Genomic DNA, 18495 nt, shown 5'->3' with positions numbered 1-18495 from the left:
TTAATGGGGTATTTTATTATGAGAAAAATGGTCATCTTATCTGTGTTTTTGTATACACATGGTGTACAGGCGTTTGATGATGAGTGTATTTCAACCCTGAGAGTTAATGATGCTGGTGGTTCTTTGGATAAGATTATTCGTTTAGATAGCTCAAAGGAGTGGATATATTTTCATGATGATAAGGGTTGGACTCTAAGATCACCAACAAATTGTAAAAAGCCAATTACAAATTATGAAAAAATAGTCTGTGCAGAGCCTTCATTAGTGAAATTAGACGTCATAGCATATGCAACCACCTTACAAAACACTATAAATGCGTCTGGTAGCTTGCTTTCCAAAAAAGATTTACTTGGCTCTAACTTCAATCAAAAGTGGGTAAATAGATCTGTTTCTGATGAGGAGTCGGTTTGTTTGAAGCTAGTAAATATAGATCAAGTTAATATGAAACTAAAGTATTAACTAAAATCACTACAGATTTTTTATAACACACTAAACCGCCATCTTGAACTGCACCCCGAAAGTTGGACACCTAGTCTAATTTGAAGGGTGCTTTTTAATGAGTAAATATTCTCAACAATTAAAACTAAAACATTTGGCGGCTGGCTTGTTGCGTGTATTTACTTTCACAGGCTGTTCATGGGATGTACAGGTCGCATCTAAAAACCATTCTTATGCAGCTAATAACTTTCAGTTGGATCGCCGTGTAGTTTTCTGGAACGGTATTACAGGTGAGTATATTCTCATGATTAAAGGTAAGGGTTTATTTTATATTTCTAATTTTTCTTTAAATATCCTCTGAGTAATAAATAAGTGATAAATTTATAACTACTAAATCTGAGTCAAACCAATGAGACGTATATTACTACTTGGCCCTTTAAATAGTCTAATAATGTGTGTATACGCACAGAATGTGGACATACTAATTAAACCAAGATTTTCTATCTCTGCTGGTTATATTGGAGGTTTTGAAAATTTAAGTGATGAGAAGGATAAGCTTAATGGCTTTTCTGTACAAGGTGCTGTTAAGACAACTCCTCGTATTGGTTTCTATACTGAATACAATAAACAGAAAATGAGTATATTAAAGTTTAATGAAGTGGTTACTGGAGGGCAGTATACATTTTATGATGGTCAAAAAGTTAATGGAGTGATTGGAGGTGGGATTGGTTATATGTGGTTGGACCAAAATCTATACGATCCTCATACGACAATTACAGCTGATTTAAAGCTCAAATATATAACACTGCCAGTATTTATAGAGGGTGAAACAAAACTATCAAAGCACCTTTCTTACTTTAGTACTTTAAGTTATCAATGGTTGTTTAATTATGATTCTACAGTCTGTTTTACTCTAATGGGTATAGAAACAATGTGTGATTCAATCAAGGAGGATGCCAAAGGTTTGGTGTACAAATTGGGAGTCAGATATAATTTTTGATCATTAAATTTAATAAAAAGTAGCACCGTAGATAATCATGGATATTCAAGAATACAAAGCCGTGACTAATAAGAAATCTATCAAGATAAAACCAAGAATTAAACTACTACCTAAGGTGACAGAGCGTTATTTAGAGGTATGAAGAAGAAATTGAACGTAAATTGCAAATCCGTAAGAATAAGTGCAAAAGAAGTTTCAATTTAAATCGACTAAGCATTGACGTTTTGATTTTCATTTGGTTGATTCCAGAATTTTAACTGAGATTGCTGGTGATCCATGGTCAGGTGGCAGAAGTGGAAAGTTCGTTATTAAGGCTTGGAGTATGGATCGTTATGATGTTGCTGCTGAGATGGGCTATAACGTTGTGTATTGTCAAGGTGGGAAGCGCATCTAAGCAAATTTATCAGTAGTTGATATTAAAATTGAGACCATCTCCGGGCAATTTTTTGCAATGAAAATTGGTATGTTGATTAAAGTCAAAGGAATTTTGAATATGCATAATTTTTTAGTCGCTATTTTGATTTTAATTCGCTCGGGGTTATTTCATGCTGATCAGTCAAGATATGTTTTAAGTGATGATAAAGAGTTATGCGAGATAGCTAGTCTTTAGCTGGTTATTTTCTACTTACTCTGTTATTTTTTTCATAACTTAACAGGATGATATTTATGAGTAAATTAGTTATTTTATGCTGTTTGATATTCTCTACTCACACTATGGCAAAAAACATGAGTATGGATCTTCCAGGGTTTATTGATGGAAAAGTACTTATAATTAAGAGTAAGCATCCTAGTCCAGCATTTAATGGCGAATTACAGCCAGCGATTGCTCTGGATGAAGAATATGTTTTTGATAATAGAGCGAGAACAAAGCTAATTCAGGTTTTAAGCAACGATAACAAGCTTTATGATAAGTTACTAAATAGTAATGGAAAAAAAGTTCAAGTTAGCTGTAATGAGTTTTTTAGAGCAGAAACAGCACATCATACAACTAAAATTTTATGTTCTACTGATCGAGTTATATTTAAAAATTTTTGATAAATAATTTATAAGCTATAAACCAATACTAAATCGCCATAATGACGGTTTAGCATTGGAGAAAAAATTGAAATAAACCATGCCGATGGTTTTTTATCACTCCCTTAGTTATTTTGTGGGCAATTTAGGTGTATTTATGAAAAACTTTTTCTTTTTAGATGCAGTGTTATCAACCAAGATTATTACTTTAGCGTATTGGATTTTATTATTTGGGGTTTGGGTTATTGGAGCAGTTATTATTGGTATTGGAACTGGAACAACCGAAGAAAATGCTCAATTTGGTGGTGGTATTGGGATTTTTGCCGGATTAGGACTTATTGTTTTCGGTACTTTATTTGTAAGACTATGGGCTGAGTTCATGGTGGTGATGTTTAAGATTCAGCAAAATACTCGTCGTACAGCTGAAGCATTAGAAAAAAGGAATAATATTTTATAAGCATACCTTTGGGTGTTTTTATAATTGGGTTTATATGAAAGGTAACTCTAGTGTCATTATTATCACACAAAGATAACATGGAGAAAATCTGAAAAATTTAGATTTGATCAAAATGATTAAAGTAGATTGTTGATATTTAGATAGGCTTACTGGAAGCCATTATACTTCAAAGATCCTACTAAAAAGGGCTTAGTTACTCTCTAATCCACCAAAGAATGTACTCAAAGCTATGGAAAAAACATTTTGAAATTAGCAGGTCTTGAATGACCTGCATACCTGGGCTTAATTTACTTTAGGTGAAGATATTCTATTTGCATCTAAGGCAGATAAGCATTACCAATCTGGATTGATAGATTAAAAAAATTGGTATTTAAAATGAAAAAGTTAATTATATTAAGTGCTTTTTTTTTGTGCGGTATGACTAATGCAGCCGATTATAGGGCTCAATTAAATGGAAAATTTTTGAGGATGAGCGATTCTTATTGTGCTGGAGTTTCTTTAAGGGAAGAAGCCGGTTTATTTGATGAAATGGATAACAATCCTCCTTGTAATATTAGCGTGCCAGCAAGACTTAAATGGATTGATGGGGAAACATTTGCTTTGATTGAAAAAGAAAGAAAAAATGAGATGAGTCCACCACGTGTTTATTTATATAAGGTTAAATCGGTCAAAGGCACTAAAGTTGTTTTGACAAGTATTTGGACTGGATGGGGTGATTCTAACGATCGGAATGATACATACGTAATTCAATGATTAAATTGATAAAATTCTACAATAAAGTGGTTTTATGAAGAAAAGAATTGGGGCCGAAACTTATCGCTGTGGTTTTGATTTATTTTAACTGATAAATTTGCAAAAAATAATTTGGTTTTGGAATGAAAAAGTTAGTTTTCCTAGGATTGAGCATTTGTTTGACACAAGCAAATGCTTTTACTCCAAATAAAGACATAGAGTTAACACCCTGTGAACAAATTGCTGCTGTAAAGGCATTGCTGACAACAGCCACGGTTGAATGTGGTTCTAGTAGGTATAATGATCAATTAAATGCTGATGCTTCAATATGCCTTAGGGGAGAGCTTAAGGGCGATGAGGGTGTAGCAATGCTTTTACTTGGCAATATGGAGTTTAATCAAAATGTAGAGGAACAAGGTAAGAGTTTATTTTGTAAACAACTTTTGAATAAATTCTCAGAGGATGTGGGTGAGTAGTTTACTCTGTTAGTTTGTGAATAATTTATGAAAAGAATACTATTGGCAGTTTTGATTACATTGGTATCAGATTTATCTGTAGCAAATATAAATGAATGGTCTACTACAAAGTTAATTGATGGGAGAGTTTTTACCTTTAAAAATCATCCTGTTGAAATACCTGAGGATCGAGAATGGAGTAATATTGTATTTGACATATATTGTTTTGGTGAATGTCCTTTTACAGCAAATGATGATAACCGTATTGGTGTTATGATTGGGTCAAGAGTACACATGACTTACTAACATGATTATTCTTTTTCATTGAGTTTTGATGGGGAGAAAAAAACACCACCATTCAACACAACATCAAAAAAAGATGCAGAAACGTGGAATAGAATTATTCAAGAGCTTTATAAATCCCAAAAAATTGAAGCTTTTTGTGAAAATATTAAGGTAACAACGTTTTACCATAAAAATGAAAGCTATAATAAAATATCCAATGATCTTTTAAAATGTAAAGCGGTGCGAGATGTTAAGAAAAGATGGTGTAAAGCAACGGAAAGTTGGAATGCTCCACCACTGAACAATTAACTGAATAATATTTAAGGACAAACCAGTCTTGGTGGTTTTTTCAAAAGATCACCTCGGCAGGTGAATTTTTAGTAATTAAGCCATTCCAAACACGGTTGTTCATTATAGTTAGTGTGATGCTATTGATATCTAGTGATTAGATTGGGCTATGTATTATGTAACAAAGCCAATAGAGCTTAGTAATAGTGTTAAGCTCTGTAGATAATAATTTCTTGCTTCGATTTCATTGTGTTTAACTTTCTGTATTGATTCTGCGATTGCTGCACCATGTGTAAAATCAATAAGAATGTGTACCCATAAAGTAGCTTGCTTAGAAGCACATTCTAATTGAGAAGTTAATTCGATGAGGGTGTTGGTGATTCTTTGTGCTTCTTCTGGGCAAGTATCTGGGTGATTGAAAATAGAAAGCGTTAATTCAGGATAACGAACAATACATTGATGATATTCAAGAAGTAAGTGCTTGATTTGATTTGAGAGTGTTCCTGAAGATATGGGTAATATAGTGGCATATATTTGATTAGCGAGCGCCTTGATTAGACATTCTTTATTTTTAAAATAATAATAAATTGTCATTGGATTAATGCCTAATTCTTTTGCTAGTGATCGCATACTTAGGGCTGAAAAACCATAATTTTCTAAAAATACGATTGCACCATTGAGAATGGTTTCAGGAGAAATTAAAGGTTGCTTTTTATTAGGTCTGCCGACATTTCGTACTATCATTTTTTAATCTCGTAATGTGATTGAACAAAGCCTGACTTAAATGTTTTTGTCCTTATATGACGTAAATGAATATCCTGAGGAATATCACCGAATAATGATCGGCCAGATCCTAATAAGATAGGAATTTGGGTAATTGTTAAATCGTTAATTAAATTATGCGAAATAAAAGATTGGATCAGCTGTCCACCATCAATATAAGCACGTTGACAACCTTCCTTATGGAGTTTTTCCATAATTTGATTTGGGGATAAATTGTAAAAGCGTACTTTGCCAGTTAAATCACTTGGTACATCAGTGCAAGCTAAAGTTTTTGAAAGAACAATAACTGGACGGCTATAGAACCAAGGCTGTAGATTCTTGATAGATTCATAAGTCCCACGACCCATAATGACCGTATCAATATTTGAGATGAAATCATTATAACCATGATCTTCTTTGGCAGAATCTAATTGGAGTAACCAATTAATATCTCCATTTTTACGAGCAATATAACCATCTAGACTGGTAGCAATAAAAACGTGACCTGTGACCATATTAATGTCTTTGCAATAAATTATACAGTGTATAATAAGTGGTTTTTGATGGTAAAAACAATAGTAAAATTTATATGACTGTCCGTATTTATAAGGAGATCATTGAATGATAAATCAAGCGAGAAATATTTTGACGACAGAAAATAGATTTTAGAAGTAATATCTGACTTAATTACTAAGATATTCTTTAAAATAATTGAATGATCTGCTTCCCAAAAGTTGTGTTTAGCTTATAAGAGGCAATTCAGAACTGGCTTAATGATTTTTGAAAACTAATAAAAGTAACAAATTGAACTACTCAAAGTACCTTTGTTGTGTGGGGTGTATATATATTGAAAAAATCATCGTACTTTACTGCTTCTCCTTCAAAAATATAAAGTGAAGTGGGTTGAGATAGTCCAAGTTAGCGTGAAAATTTAAAAATAATTTTAGGAAACAAGAGTATTTATTGGATACTTTGTCAAACTTATTAGGAAATTTTACTTGAACTTATAACTTAAAGAAATGCTTAATTCATAATAAAAAATCTTAAATTTATAATATGTTATCTTAATGTGAATATAGTTGTTTTAATTAAATTGTTAAAAAATATTATATTGAATTAAAATATTTGGTATTGTAGTATTATAATTAATATATTAATTTATTTGTAATTGTTGTGAAATTAGTTAATACCAAAAATGAAAGAAATAGTGATGATAAAATCATAAACCTAGAGAAGGTTTTTGTAAGTAATCAATTTTTTTATAAAAAATCATTTTATTTTAATAAAAATATCTTCTGTGAAAAATATTTATTTTTTACAGCTTGTCGAAAAGTTTGTGATTTTTGCTTATATAATATGATAAAAAAAATATTAATCTTTTTAATATATTTTAAGTGGTGGAATGGAATTGAGCACTACTCTTAAAATGATTTTAAATTTTATTTTTTTTGATTTAATAGTTTAAGATAGAAATTTTTATCATATTTTTAATTGTATAGGTATAGGTTTTATTATGGATATTTGTATTGGTGGTCCTTGGAATGGCTGTAAGATATTAAGAGGGTCTAGTCAATATCGTTCTAGATTTACAGTAAGAGATGAAATAACAGGTAATCTAGTTAAATATAAAAAAAGTAAAATTCAATTAGGAAGTAAAAATTATACATTTTGGATTTCATCTAACCTTACTGATGATGAAGTGGATAATATTCTAAGAAAATTATACAGCTCATACAAACGTGCATAGGTTAGCTGAAATTGTAAATATGAATGATTACGAAAAAAAATTTATAGATTCAACTGCGAGTTGTCTATTTAAGTTTTTTATAACATAGTTCCAAGTTAAAGAATTAAAAAAAGGATGCCATGATAGTGGAGCTATATATTTCATTTTATCTCCACTAAGCCAAACAGGAACAACAGTACCTATAAATTCAGAATTAGAAATAAGTAATTCTAAAGATTTTAAAATATCTAATTGTTGGTGTTTGTTTTTATATTCGAAATTTTGCTCCATGGGAATAATAATAATATTTTTTCCTTGTTCTTGAATATAAGTAAATCTAATTTTGTACATCTTAAACACCTGAAATGGAATCTTTATTACTGAAATTATGTGGAATTATAAGTTTTTTTTTTGATGTGTGAAATACATTTTTTATTTTTGATAAGTAGTTCTCGAATAATTCATATTTAGCATGAGGTATTTTTTATTTTAATTAAATAATATGCATGTTTTGAAAAAATTAAAGAAAATTTTATTAATATTGTTAAGATATTAACTATATTTATTTTTTTATAAAAAATTAAAAAAAATTTTAATGACTAAAAGGTCATATTTGAGTATGTAAATAGTTTTAAATAAAATTTAATTTTGTTATGGTGATGCAAATTTACTAATTTTAAAAAGTTGGTTTTGACGTGGGTGGAGATTTTTACGCACTACTATTGTGCCTATTGATTTTTTTAGGAGGATGCTTTTTTATTAATTTATTAATTGAAGTGCAGTGTGGAGTGGAAGATAAGTTCTATCCCTTTAGTCGAAGCTTCTTTTTTTTTAATCCGCTAATTTATGTTTTCTATGTAAATAATTTGATATGGTTATTTAAAAAGACACATTATTTTTTTTGGGAGGTATTAATAGTATTATTATACTCGTTGATAGTTTTTATTATTTCTGTATGTTTTTTTTTAGGTGATTTGAAGAGAATAAAGTCAATTTTATATATTTTATTTTTTCAATCATTTTTGGCAATTATTTTTTTATTGTAATTTCATTAATTTTTTGATTTTAAATTATGGAGGTTTTATGGATTAATATTTATGATAATACTGAATTTTTTATTTAGTAATTTTTTAAGCATGGGGAGATATCTTTTAAATTTAAATATATAAATACATTTGTATTTTATGGTGGTGGATATTTTTAATTAAAATATAATCTTAATGATAAATTTGGAAATAAAAATTTTATTAAAATATGATTGCTTTTATTTGGAATTCTAATGATTTTTAATAAATGCTTTATAAATATGTTATTTTGTATTTTATGAATAAATGGTGTTGCTGAAATTAACGAATCATTATTATTAAAAATTAAAAAAATTATTTGCATGTAATTAATATAATAAAATCTTTATATTTTATAATGGAGCTAAGGCTACTTGTTTAAAAAATTAGACCATTTATTATAAATAATAGAGATATTTAAAACTGAACAAAGATCTTGCTCAGAATTTAAAGGAGATTTAGTCAAATTGATTAACGGACGTATATATTCTGTCCTAAGTATATATCTAGATTATGGTGTGTACCGCACACGATGTACTGTCATTTCCTTATTTTATTGCTTGTTTGCTTTAGGAGCATGAGTCACGTCTTCTAGCTTGGTGGATAGTTTAAAAGACACATTCAATCATATTTTACAAACTAAACATCCTGAAGCTAAAAACAAATTAAGAGAATACTGTGTGATCAATTCGTTGTTTTGTTGGATTATATGGCTGTGTTCCCTCAATCATGAAACAATACAATGAGGGTCAGCAAACGCCTCATTAATCCACAAAAAGAGCTTAGCGTATATCGCATAAGATATAGTTCATCAATTTTAGCAATTCTAAAGATGTAATACTCACTCAATTATTTATAATGTTTAGAGGGATTTGTGATGACTTAACGTAAGTGTGGAGTAGTTTGTTGAAAAATGATTACGGAATCTCTTTTACAAAGGTTTGATGGTTTTGTTTGGTATGATAAATATCATCGTCCATAGGGTAAATTCAGTTGTACTATTGTTGGTACAATAGCGTAAGTAAGTGCTATTTAGTCAACTACAATAATAATAGAGATTTAAAAGCTGTTAGAGATTGACTTGATCATGCTTTAAAAAACCAAGTAATTCCATTTGTTTATAAAGATCGACTTCATAGTACATAATACGGCTGACTAGTGATGTTGGATAGATATGCAAATGTTGTTGTTTCACCAAGAACAAATGAGAAACTTAAAAGATCGCTCCATTGCCAAGACATGAATGACTTCATCTGGTTAAATATTTAGAAAAGACAATATGGAAAAATGAGCCAGGTTTTAGAGTTAAGATTTGGTTGAAATGAAAATGGCATGTGTAAAATTATGCGGAGAAAAGTTCCAAATGTTGAGTATTCAAAGTTTAGTCAATGATATTTATACTTGCGTAGTAGTTAATATAATAGAATAAGACTATTTTTATACCAGTGTTTTTATTTAAATTGGAATTTTTTAGGAATGCCCAATTTAAAAAAATATTTATGCAATAAAGCCTTATGGTATTGAAATTTAGAGTAAGTCACTGATGTGGTAAAGTGAAGGTAATATATTTGTAGAGTTACTGATAATTGTGTTAAAAATATTAAAAAGACATTATATTAAAATTGTCTGGGTTTATGGTGAAATTTTACTAATTAGAATTTTGTAAGTTTACTTGATATTGTTGTATGAGTGTCTTTATTTTAACATCAATATAAAATTCAAGTTAAGTATTAAATATGGGATTTTATCTTCTAAAATAAAAAATATTTAATTAATAAGCGTGCTATATGTAAATTAATGATTTTTTAATTTTTCATGGAAAATTAAAGTCTAATTTTAAATGGTTTAGAAAAATAAAACCAGTTTATATTTTTCTTGTTGTTATGATATTTGAAATGTTTTTGATGATTGATACTGTGTAAGAAAAGAGAGGTAATATTTTCTGTTAATTATATAAAATATCATAAACCATATTAAATTTTTAAAATAATTAACAAATATAGTGTAAGTAATCTTAAAAATAATAAATTTAATATATTTTTATATTGGTATATGGTGGGTTAAGAAATGGTTCATCAATCGGTTACAGGAGGGTAAGTGGGAAAATTTTAAATTAAAATTAGTGACATACATAAATTAATTGAAAATTATAGAGATTTACGTGACTTATTTATAATAAAAATAATGGTAATGAAGTAGTTATAAAGACCTATAAAAATTTAAAAAAGAAAAAAATTATTCTATAACTAACATTGGTTACATAAGATTGAATGGCTGACTATATAATAAAAAAGTGAATCCATGAGTTTTTTAAATATTTAAATAAATAGTAATATTATTTTCATGTGGAGCAAAAAATCAATATTTTTTATTGTTCTTTGGTGCTGAATTGTGAACTATTTTTAAGTTTTATTTTTAAATTTTGTTTAGTTATAGTAAAAAGATAAAAACTAATAATAAATAGACAAAGATTAAGATGAATTAATAGAAAAAAGAGGGGAGATATGCTCCATGAGTGGTTGTATTACATTTAAAAGAACCTAAACATTATGCAAGTGTAGACATTTAAGCATGAAAATTTATAAAGATTTAACTGTAAAATAATATTTGAATTTATAGTTTTATAGGTAAATACTCATATGTTTTTTGTTAAAAAACTATATAAATCAAACGGTTGTAAATATATTTTTATTTTAAATTTTCTTTATGATAGGTTGTGGACCCAAAATTACATAATTAAGAATAAAGCTATAGTAATATTTTATGTCTCTATAATTTAGATTGATATTGAGATCATTGGATAAAAAAAATTGCACGTTATTTCCAATAAGGTTATTAATTAATCTCTATCTTTATTTTTAATAAGTGAGTTGGATTGAATTTAATGTTTTAGTGTTGTAGCATAATAGTTAACATATTAAGGAGTTTGTTTTCGTGGATTGGGTTAATAGAGAATTTGGTGGAAGAAGTACTGAGAAAATCTCAAAACCAATAGTGGAGCAGATAAATAATCAGGATCTTTTAAGAAAAGCTTTTGATGCTAATAAAAAATTGAATTCATACTTTCAACAAGTAAGTAAGGAGCTAAAATTATTACCAGAGGATAATAATCCTGAGGTTAAGAAGATGACAAGGATTTGTTATTTTTATCATATTAATGAATTAATTTATGAAAATAGTAAATTATTAGGTTTTGACTATCCATTGTATTCGCATCATATTTCATTTGCGATAAATACTAAACAAAAAGTATATGCTCCTGTGATGAAACATATGCGTACATTGGTTTGATTTAAATAGTAAAGATTTATTATTATTCTATATTTTTATCATTTAAAAGAGATAAATTAATATTTTTTACTATTAATAGATGCATTGTTTTTTGTGGCACTGGATATTTCTGGACAATTTTATTTTAGTTGTTCATTATTATTTTATTGGTTTGTTAAATTAACTTTGAACTTAAATAGAGTGCTTATCATAATGCTCTATATAGTCACTGTTAAATTGTCTTGGTTTGATTATTGGGCTTTATATATTATGGATGTTTGTATTGGTGGGCCATGGAATGGTAGTAAGGTATTAAAATGTAACAGTCAAAAAGAACATTTTAATGTTAAAGACTCATATGGTAAGTTAATTACTTATGAAAGAAGACTAATTACAATTGGAAATCGAAATTTAATTTTTTGGTTTGATATAAGTTTGCCAAATGAACAGGCAAAAGAACTTCTAGCTATTGTTTCTCAAAAGTATGGCAAGGGTATTTGAATGAGTACATTTGTTATTGTATATTTGAAATTTTTTAATACGCCTACTTAGGTGGGTGTTGAATTAATATTTTTTAAGGGTTGTTGGTGGTATTTATATCTAAATATTTTATATTCTAATTTATTTAGAATAATTAATTGAAAACAATCATGTAATATAATTATATTTTTTATTGTTGGGTATATTATTTAAATTCACGCAAGCAATGATCAAAAAAATCTTTCCTACATGAAGTTATTATTTATATTTTTCTACTAACATAGTGCAGAGTAGAACAGAAGGTTCCTATGTTGCACATTGAATTAAAATAGTATAAGTCATTTATTTTTTAAACCAATGTTTAATTTGAAAGTATTTATTAAGCAAACTATTATAATATTATTTGAAAATAATTAGAGGTGATCATGAAAAATTTACTACTATTGTCAGTATCCATTGTACTAACTGCATGTACTTTGTCTCCGACAGGGACGCTGACTGGAAGTACTCAGCGCTATGAGACGCATAATGATATTTTAAATACATGGGTTGGCAAATCAGAACAAGAACTACAAACACACTGGGGAGTGCCTGTTAGAACTCAATCTGAATCCAATAATACAAAAATTATTTATTTTCGTTCACAAAATCCGTATATCTATATGGCATGTATTAACGCTTTTCAGATAGAAAAAGGTGTTGTGACAAAATGGGGAACAAGAGGATGCCCGGTTCGCGACAACAAAAAGGACTACAAATTGGTTCATAAGGATGCACCAGTACCTCAACCGACCTTGGACATCTCTGGAATAAACTTAGGTAGTTAACTATATAACGGCTTAATATGAAATTAATAAACTGCCTATTTGTTGCGTATAAAAATCATTGATACGAAATTAGGTGGTAATCAAACCACCTAATCGTTATTTAATTAAAATTATAACTAACTGATTAGTGAAAACGTAATACCTAATAACTCTAGATGATAAATTGCATGTTACTGTGTATGTGATTTAAACCAATTACTAATATAACCTACTGTTCTATCTACTATATCTGGTTGTTCATAGTACTGAAAATGATGAGTGTCATTTTCCCATATTAATTTTTTATCATGTGTTGGAATGGAGTCATAGTGTCTGCGAGCTGAAGCGGGGTTCATACACATATCAGAATGTACAATTAGCGCAGGTTTATTTAATTTAGCTATGCCACTCACTGTTGAGTAAGCGAAATGGTCTAAGTCACTCATGATAGCATATCGATTTTCCCAACCCTTCATTGTCCATGCACCATACCAACTCCATACTAAAGGTCCAGGCAATCCTACTAATGCACCATTAACTCTGTCACCAAGCTTTGGAGAAACTAATGGATGGTATATTACTTCGCCTGTGTTTTCATATAATGTTTTAGCTTCCTTTGCACGCTGTATTCGCTTTACGTAAAGTGTTTCTAATTCGGAAATTGATGGAGTTTGAGTAGTGTCAAATGGATTTTCTGTTACGCCCGCAGCAATCATAAAGAGATCTGTTTCATGATCTCGATAATACCCTGTAATAGATGCAACTGCTTTGACCTTATCTTCATATGATGCAATATCTAACATTTGAGGGCCACCTTGACATATACCAAGCAAGTAAATTTGATTTGGGTTTACGTCGGTAAGTGTTAATGCATATTGAATTGCGGAAATAACATCCTCATTTTTCATTTTTGGATTTTCAAGACGACGTGGTAATCCACTACTTTCACCTACTGTTCGAGGATCAAATACTAATGTTAAATAGCCCTCATCAGCTAGTCTTGTTGCATATTGAGTTGGAGCTTGCTCTTTTTGGAATGAATATGGGCCTAAAATAATTATCGTTGGAAATGGACCAGCACTTGATGGTTTATATACATCCCCCACAATGAGGTCACCATGTGAATCAAAAGTGACTTTTTCTTTAGTATAGTTACCATGTATAGACATGCGCTTTCACTCATAATTAAAATGTACTTCGATTCTAAATTTAGAATATTATTGAATACAATCTCATAAAATCGCATAGTCTAATGAAATATAATCATCAATTAAAAAGTGGAGATATGTTTGCACTGACTGCTTTTTTAGTCGTAGCTTCTCAGAGAAGCTTTCGATTAGCTGCGGTAGAGCTTAATTTAACCCCATCAGCTGTAAGCCATACTATTAAAAATTTAGAGGATCGATTATCTGTTCGTTTGTTTAATCGAACAACTCGGAGTGTCTCACTAACCGATGCTGGCAACCAATTATTTCTTTCCCTGCAACCTGCAATGGAGAGTGTTACTAATGCTGTCAATCAATTGGATAAGTTTAGAAATAAACCAAATGGTATTTTACGGATAAATGCCAGTGAGGGTGCTGTAAAAATGATATTAAAGCCTATTTTAAAAAAATTTTTAGATGCTAACCCAGATGTACATTTAGATATTGTCAGCAATGGCAGAATGATTAATATTGTTGAAGAAAATTTTGATGCTGGTATTAGGCTTAGTGATGATATTCCTCAAGAAATGGTTGCCATTCGTTTAACACCATATGAAAGGTTTATAGCAGTAGCTTCGCCTGAATATCTTGATAAATTTGGAATGCCAGTGAGTCCATATGATTTATATAATTATGACTGTATAAAATTCCGTTTTGAAAGTGGTGAAATTTTTCAGTGGGAATTCAGTATTAATGGGGCAATAAAAAAATTTAATGTTAAAGGGCCATTAACGTTAACAGATCAAAACTTAATGGTTGAGGCTGCTAAAGATGGGATCGGTATTGCATTTGTTCCAGAACATCTTATTGAAACTTATCTGAACAGTGGGCAAGTTGTAATTGTTCTTGAGGATTATAGTCCTATATATAATGGGTTGAGTCTTTACTATCCAGGGCACCGACATGTATCTAATGCACTTCATGCATTGATTGAAACTATACGATCTGAAGTTTGATCAATAAAATAAAGACAATTGTAAGTTGCAAGCTCGGTTATGAAATTTTATTTCGTTTTGTTTGAAAAGTTATGCTGGAGTGGCTATAGGTTAATGCTATTTAGAGAGATGTTATAGTAGCGACAAAGATAGAAATATTGGGAGATTACACTCATGTATGAATCAAAAAATATGCCATTAATTTCTTTTAGCGCTTTTTTGAAACGTATGTTTGTTCATTTGGGTTATGCCTTTATTCTCACCGTGATTACTTTATTTATCGGTGTTGTTGGACATTTGACATTTGATTCTGAAATACACTGGCATGACGCAACGTTGAATAGTGCTTTTATTGCCAATGGTATAGGACCTTATTTTGTTCCAGAAAGTCTCTCTGGAAAGATTTTCTTTGCTTTTTATGGTGTGTTTACAAGTTTAGTTTTTATGACCACGATGGGATTAATTCTGGCACCTATTGCTCATCGAATCTTACATAAATTTCATATGGATGAACCTGATGAAATCGATTGATAAATAATTAAGTTTATTAAAGTAGAGATTAATATTCTTCGATCTATAAGCATATGACTACATATAGAATTACCTCTTATTTCAATTTAACATATTGCTTTTAGATGTATTTTTAATTTGTCATTCCTGCTGTCAGAAAAATATTGCGAAGTATTCTAACTAGGGTATCCTCCGTGATTGAGATATATGTTTGCTATACAATAATCTTCAAGAAAAACTATTCCTTTTAGAACTGAACTTTAAAAATAACATATTGTTTTATATGGAAAAATTGAAAGTAAAATTTACATGCTATTTTTCAATAGTAAACTTTATTGATAAAAATAAAATTTATAAATTATTAAAATATATGATGCTTAAAGTTTAATATAAATAATAAATATCTGGGAATGAGAAGTAAAAGGCGTATATAAACTAGTGTAGATCAATCTTTCAAAATAACTTTAAAAAAATGCCTAAAGAAAACACCAAAAAATAACTTATTGAAATTAAACATTAAAAATCATGCAGCAATCAATAATGATTGCTGTGACTTTATATTTGTTTATAGGTGTAAATGGTGCAGAGCAAATATCTCGTTGGCATAAGAACAAATAAGTTTGATACTCAATCACGATTTCTTTATAAGTATTACAAATCCTATGGCATAGACGTGGTGTTTGTATATGATGAAACTTTAGTTCAAACCAACACATCGGAGTATATAAAATTATCACTTAATATTGATTTTTTAAAAAATAATAAGTTGTATGCTGGAGTTGATAAGGTTGGTTGGTTATGTGGTGACTATTGTCTATATTTAATGATGATAGAGTGTCCAGCCTATGAAGGCTATTGGCTAATTGAGGATGATGCCTTTATAAGATATGAAGACTTACGGGCTTTTTTTGAAAAACCAATTGCTTTAGGTGTTGATTTTTTAATTGGTCGTTTAAATAGGGCACATAAGCACTGGAAATTTATCAATGCCTGTAAACAGTATTTTGGTATATCTGAAGTCTTTATCGCTCTATTTAGTATAGTTTATATTTCAAAAGAGTGTTGTCAAAAAGCATTTTTAGAACGAATAAAGTATGTACAGTATTACTCATTAAATGGCTGTAATCAATTATTTTTAAATGATGAGGCTTTTATGGTTAATGCAGGTTTTATGAAAAACTACAATGTCATTACACTAAACCATTTATATTCAGATATTTCATATGATTGCTATAATTTTTCATCTATATCAGTAATTACAAAAATTAGTCAAGATTTTAATAATATTAATAATGGGCTATATCATCCAATTGTTTTTAGAAATTTCAATATAATTGATTATTATAGACGGCTAAAAAAAATTGCGAATAAGAGAAATTCATATAAAAAAGAGCTCTTTAAAGAGTTGATTTATTGTTTAACGATCTGTAGAAGGAAATAGAAAATTAAAGTCGTTACTAAGAGATTGAATGAACCTATGATGTTAAATTGGATAATTAATAATAAAGTAAGTAGATTCTCAGCTAATTGAGATTTTTATTTAAAATTAAAGTGAAATGTTTATTTTAAATTGGCTACATATGAATTTAATTTTGATTTTAATTAATTGAAATTAATTATGGGTAACTGTTATTTTTGATATGTAAAATGTAGTGTATGTTCTTGGTTTAAAATGAAATTTAACTGTGTTTTTTATCATATGTTATTGAATATTAAAAACTTATATATTTTTTTAAAAAGTAAAAATCCGAATAATAAATGGTTTTTATTTTATTTCCTCAAAATTAAGAATACTTTTATTATAATTTTTTTATTTAATATGTCTGTTTAATTGTTTTAATCATATTTTTTATATTTTATTTTAATGGAAATGTTTAATTTTGGATACTATTGGGTGTAAAATTAAGATTATTTATATTTATTATCGGTGATATGTTTTTAAGTTTACGTAGGTGGGGGGAGCTATGATATATCATTAATTAAAATAATATTTAAATTCTGCAAATAAATGACTTTATGTAAATAATATATTGATAAATATCAAAAAGATAGTGAGTTTATGGATATTTGTATCGGTGGCCCTTGGAATGGTTCCAAAGTCTTGAAAAATCAAATTTATGGTAAAAATTCTTTTAAAATAAAAGATAAAAACACAACAATTTTAACTACGTATGCTAGGAGGTTGGTTTCAATCGAAAAGATTAAGTATGTTTTCTGGATATCTACAAGTATTACGGACTCAGAAGCAATTGAATTAATTAAAAAATATATAAATAGAAAAGACAAATTACGTTTTTAATAGTTTTATATTCAATGCTATGTTGAGTAATCAGAAAAATGAGTGGGAGGATTGTGAACTATATATATTTTATTTGAATAATTATGTATTCAATGTCATAACTTTATGCAGAGCAGAATCAAAGCATAGTGAATAGCTGATCAAAGTGAAAAACTTTGATCAGCCTAAGCATTCAGAACACTTTGTTCAGGTTCCAATGTCCGAGTAGTATAGGAATGGAGGCGGAATTGGTGTGAGTAAGGTACGTGAGAAATTAATATAGTATGAGAGGCTCATATTTTTTTTGGAAATTATAATTCATTGTGGTATATTAAATACATGTTTATATCGCGCTGAATTTTCTTTTTTGACCCACTAAGTTTTAGTGGGTTTTTTAGGCTAGAAAAATAAAGCCTGTATGGCGGTCAAGGGTCATACAGGCTCAGTTCAAAGCTATATTTACATTATTATGGCGCTGAATTATTATTTTTTATAATTGTGCAGTTAGTCTATATGATTTTTTGATGATAGTGTAGAAATACTAACCATTCGTATATTAAATACCGAGTAAATCACTATAATTTTAACAACTTGATATTTAACAAAAAAATCAATTTTTAGAAGTTTTTCATCATACTTTGATTATTTTTTTCAATAAAAAAAAATTATTAATCTATTTTAGATATCATTACCTCATGTTTTACAGTAAAGAAAGCTTTGTTCATATTTGTGGGGACAATATATTTGTTTTTAGTCAAAAAAAAGTAATAGTTTTCGTTTTTGCTAAACT

At 28.8% G+C, this 18495-nt stretch carries 22 protein-coding genes; 18 read left to right on the top strand and 4 right to left on the bottom strand.

Annotation, left to right across the window (positions count from 1 at the left end; translation table 11 throughout):
• The first annotated feature begins 18 nt into the window (after nt 1-18).
• From RFH42_RS05600 to RFH42_RS05555, 10 genes are all read left to right on the top strand, one after another.
• Nucleotides 19-459, top strand: coding sequence for a hypothetical protein (locus tag RFH42_RS05600; RefSeq protein ID WP_308974602.1), 441 nt, complete (start codon nt 19-21; stop codon nt 457-459).
• A 97-nt stretch (nt 460-556) separates the two neighbouring features.
• The gene (locus RFH42_RS05595; protein ID WP_308974601.1) at nt 557-799 is read left to right on the top strand and encodes a beta-sandwich lipoprotein; all 243 of its coding nucleotides are present in this window, start codon (nt 557-559) and stop codon (nt 797-799) included.
• A 48-nt stretch (nt 800-847) separates the two neighbouring features.
• Nucleotides 848-1438 (top strand): hypothetical protein, encoded by a 591-nt coding sequence (locus RFH42_RS05590; protein WP_308974600.1) that lies wholly within the window; start codon nt 848-850, stop codon nt 1436-1438.
• A gap of 235 nt (nt 1439-1673) precedes the next feature.
• On the top strand, nt 1674-1832 hold the full coding sequence (locus RFH42_RS05585) for a hypothetical protein (RefSeq protein ID WP_308974599.1): 159 nt from the start codon (nt 1674-1676) through the stop codon (nt 1830-1832).
• A 272-nt stretch (nt 1833-2104) separates the two neighbouring features.
• Nucleotides 2105-2473 carry a DUF4431 domain-containing protein gene (locus RFH42_RS05580; RefSeq protein WP_308974598.1) on the top strand — a complete coding sequence of 123 codons (369 nt, stop codon included), beginning with the start codon at nt 2105-2107 and terminating at the stop codon, nt 2471-2473.
• 136 nt (nt 2474-2609) lie between these two features.
• Nucleotides 2610-2909 carry a DUF4282 domain-containing protein gene (locus RFH42_RS05575; protein ID WP_308974597.1) on the top strand — a complete coding sequence of 100 codons (300 nt, stop codon included), beginning with the start codon at nt 2610-2612 and terminating at the stop codon, nt 2907-2909.
• A gap of 375 nt (nt 2910-3284) precedes the next feature.
• Complete coding sequence (locus RFH42_RS05570; protein WP_308974596.1) at nt 3285-3662, top strand: hypothetical protein; 378 nt, start codon at nt 3285-3287, stop codon at nt 3660-3662.
• 122 nt (nt 3663-3784) lie between these two features.
• A complete protein-coding gene (locus RFH42_RS05565; protein ID WP_308974595.1) occupies nt 3785-4117 on the top strand; it encodes a hypothetical protein in 333 nt (110 codons plus the stop codon).
• 27 nt (nt 4118-4144) lie between these two features.
• Entirely contained in the window at nt 4145-4402 is a 258-nt protein-coding gene (locus RFH42_RS05560) for a hypothetical protein (RefSeq protein WP_308974594.1), read from the top strand.
• Between the two features lie 18 nt (nt 4403-4420).
• Nucleotides 4421-4690, top strand: coding sequence for a hypothetical protein (locus RFH42_RS05555; protein ID WP_308974593.1), 270 nt, complete (start codon nt 4421-4423; stop codon nt 4688-4690).
• Between the two features lie 153 nt (nt 4691-4843).
• Here the strand turns inward: RFH42_RS05555 and RFH42_RS05550 are convergent, their stop codons facing one another.
• Together RFH42_RS05550 and RFH42_RS05545 are read right to left on the bottom strand one after the other, a co-directional pair.
• Nucleotides 4844-5413 carry a TetR/AcrR family transcriptional regulator gene (locus RFH42_RS05550; protein WP_308974592.1) on the bottom strand — a complete coding sequence of 190 codons (570 nt, stop codon included), beginning with the start codon at nt 5411-5413 and terminating at the stop codon, nt 4844-4846.
• Nucleotides 5410-5946 (bottom strand): dihydrofolate reductase family protein, encoded by a 537-nt coding sequence (locus RFH42_RS05545; RefSeq protein ID WP_308974591.1) that lies wholly within the window; start codon nt 5944-5946, stop codon nt 5410-5412. The genes RFH42_RS05550 and RFH42_RS05545 overlap by 4 nt, the downstream gene beginning before the upstream one ends.
• Before the next feature lie 998 nt (nt 5947-6944).
• On the opposite strand from RFH42_RS05545, the gene RFH42_RS05540 reads away from it, so the two are divergent.
• Nucleotides 6945-7178: a hypothetical protein gene (locus RFH42_RS05540; RefSeq protein WP_308974590.1), complete on the top strand. Its 234-nt coding sequence runs from the start codon at nt 6945-6947 to the stop codon at nt 7176-7178.
• Nucleotides 7179-7205: 27 nt separating this feature from the next.
• On the opposite strand, the gene RFH42_RS05535 is transcribed toward RFH42_RS05540, so the two are convergent.
• Nucleotides 7206-7508 (bottom strand): hypothetical protein, encoded by a 303-nt coding sequence (locus RFH42_RS05535; RefSeq protein WP_308974589.1) that lies wholly within the window; start codon nt 7506-7508, stop codon nt 7206-7208.
• 3647 nt (nt 7509-11155) lie between these two features.
• Between RFH42_RS05535 and RFH42_RS05530 the strand changes: the two genes are divergently transcribed.
• From RFH42_RS05530 to RFH42_RS05520, 3 genes are all read left to right on the top strand, one after another.
• A complete protein-coding gene (locus tag RFH42_RS05530; RefSeq protein ID WP_308974588.1) occupies nt 11156-11512 on the top strand; it encodes a hypothetical protein in 357 nt (118 codons plus the stop codon).
• Between the two features lie 93 nt (nt 11513-11605).
• Nucleotides 11606-11992, top strand: coding sequence for a hypothetical protein (locus RFH42_RS05525; protein WP_308974587.1), 387 nt, complete (start codon nt 11606-11608; stop codon nt 11990-11992).
• 404 nt (nt 11993-12396) lie between these two features.
• Nucleotides 12397-12798 (top strand): hypothetical protein, encoded by a 402-nt coding sequence (locus RFH42_RS05520; protein ID WP_308974586.1) that lies wholly within the window; start codon nt 12397-12399, stop codon nt 12796-12798.
• A gap of 170 nt (nt 12799-12968) precedes the next feature.
• Here RFH42_RS05520 and RFH42_RS05515 read toward each other — a convergent pair whose 3' ends face one another.
• On the bottom strand, nt 12969-13946 hold the full coding sequence (locus RFH42_RS05515; RefSeq protein ID WP_308974585.1) for an alpha/beta hydrolase: 978 nt from the start codon (nt 13944-13946) through the stop codon (nt 12969-12971).
• Between the two features lie 83 nt (nt 13947-14029).
• Here RFH42_RS05515 and RFH42_RS05510 point away from each other — a divergent pair, with 83 nt between their 5' ends.
• From RFH42_RS05510 to RFH42_RS05495, 4 genes are all read left to right on the top strand, one after another.
• Nucleotides 14030-14938, top strand: coding sequence for a LysR family transcriptional regulator (locus tag RFH42_RS05510; RefSeq protein WP_308974584.1), 909 nt, complete (start codon nt 14030-14032; stop codon nt 14936-14938).
• 153 nt (nt 14939-15091) lie between these two features.
• A complete protein-coding gene (locus RFH42_RS05505; RefSeq protein ID WP_308974583.1) occupies nt 15092-15448 on the top strand; it encodes a hypothetical protein in 357 nt (118 codons plus the stop codon).
• Nucleotides 15449-16103: 655 nt separating this feature from the next.
• Entirely contained in the window at nt 16104-16868 is a 765-nt protein-coding gene (locus RFH42_RS05500) for a hypothetical protein (RefSeq protein ID WP_308974582.1), read from the top strand.
• A gap of 618 nt (nt 16869-17486) precedes the next feature.
• Complete coding sequence (locus tag RFH42_RS05495; protein ID WP_308974581.1) at nt 17487-17726, top strand: hypothetical protein; 240 nt, start codon at nt 17487-17489, stop codon at nt 17724-17726.
• Nucleotides 17727-18495: the final 769 nt, after the last annotated feature.

It is taken from the genome of Acinetobacter rudis, from assembly GCF_031157835.1.
In the GTDB taxonomy this organism is placed as follows: domain Bacteria; phylum Pseudomonadota; class Gammaproteobacteria; order Pseudomonadales; family Moraxellaceae; genus Acinetobacter; species Acinetobacter rudis_A.
Note: the sequence above shows the minus strand (reverse complement) of the source record. Positions and strands in the feature narration are given on the sequence as shown.

What these genes read in the sequence shown, in the direction of transcription:
- RFH42_RS05535 (WP_308974589.1), bottom strand. Translation starts at nt 7,508, where the DNA reads ATGTACAAAATTAGATTTACTTATATTCAAGAACAAGGAAAAAATATT.
- RFH42_RS05520 (WP_308974586.1), top strand. Translation starts at nt 12,397, where the DNA reads ATGAAAAATTTACTACTATTGTCAGTATCCATTGTACTAACTGCATGT.
- RFH42_RS05545 (WP_308974591.1), bottom strand. Translation starts at nt 5,946, where the DNA reads ATGGTCACAGGTCACGTTTTTATTGCTACCAGTCTAGATGGTTATATT.
- RFH42_RS05595 (WP_308974601.1), top strand. Translation starts at nt 557, where the DNA reads ATGAGTAAATATTCTCAACAATTAAAACTAAAACATTTGGCGGCTGGC.
- RFH42_RS05580 (WP_308974598.1), top strand. Translation starts at nt 2,105, where the DNA reads ATGAGTAAATTAGTTATTTTATGCTGTTTGATATTCTCTACTCACACT.
- RFH42_RS05540 (WP_308974590.1), top strand. Translation starts at nt 6,945, where the DNA reads ATGGATATTTGTATTGGTGGTCCTTGGAATGGCTGTAAGATATTAAGA.
- RFH42_RS05565 (WP_308974595.1), top strand. Translation starts at nt 3,785, where the DNA reads ATGAAAAAGTTAGTTTTCCTAGGATTGAGCATTTGTTTGACACAAGCA.
- RFH42_RS05495 (WP_308974581.1), top strand. Translation starts at nt 17,487, where the DNA reads ATGGATATTTGTATCGGTGGCCCTTGGAATGGTTCCAAAGTCTTGAAA.
- RFH42_RS05515 (WP_308974585.1), bottom strand. Translation starts at nt 13,946, where the DNA reads ATGTCTATACATGGTAACTATACTAAAGAAAAAGTCACTTTTGATTCA.
- RFH42_RS05600 (WP_308974602.1), top strand. Translation starts at nt 19, where the DNA reads ATGAGAAAAATGGTCATCTTATCTGTGTTTTTGTATACACATGGTGTA.
- RFH42_RS05505 (WP_308974583.1), top strand. Translation starts at nt 15,092, where the DNA reads ATGTATGAATCAAAAAATATGCCATTAATTTCTTTTAGCGCTTTTTTG.
- RFH42_RS05590 (WP_308974600.1), top strand. Translation starts at nt 848, where the DNA reads ATGAGACGTATATTACTACTTGGCCCTTTAAATAGTCTAATAATGTGT.
- RFH42_RS05575 (WP_308974597.1), top strand. Translation starts at nt 2,610, where the DNA reads ATGAAAAACTTTTTCTTTTTAGATGCAGTGTTATCAACCAAGATTATT.
- RFH42_RS05560 (WP_308974594.1), top strand. Translation starts at nt 4,145, where the DNA reads ATGAAAAGAATACTATTGGCAGTTTTGATTACATTGGTATCAGATTTA.
- RFH42_RS05510 (WP_308974584.1), top strand. Translation starts at nt 14,030, where the DNA reads ATGAAATATAATCATCAATTAAAAAGTGGAGATATGTTTGCACTGACT.
- RFH42_RS05570 (WP_308974596.1), top strand. Translation starts at nt 3,285, where the DNA reads ATGAAAAAGTTAATTATATTAAGTGCTTTTTTTTTGTGCGGTATGACT.
- RFH42_RS05550 (WP_308974592.1), bottom strand. Translation starts at nt 5,413, where the DNA reads ATGATAGTACGAAATGTCGGCAGACCTAATAAAAAGCAACCTTTAATT.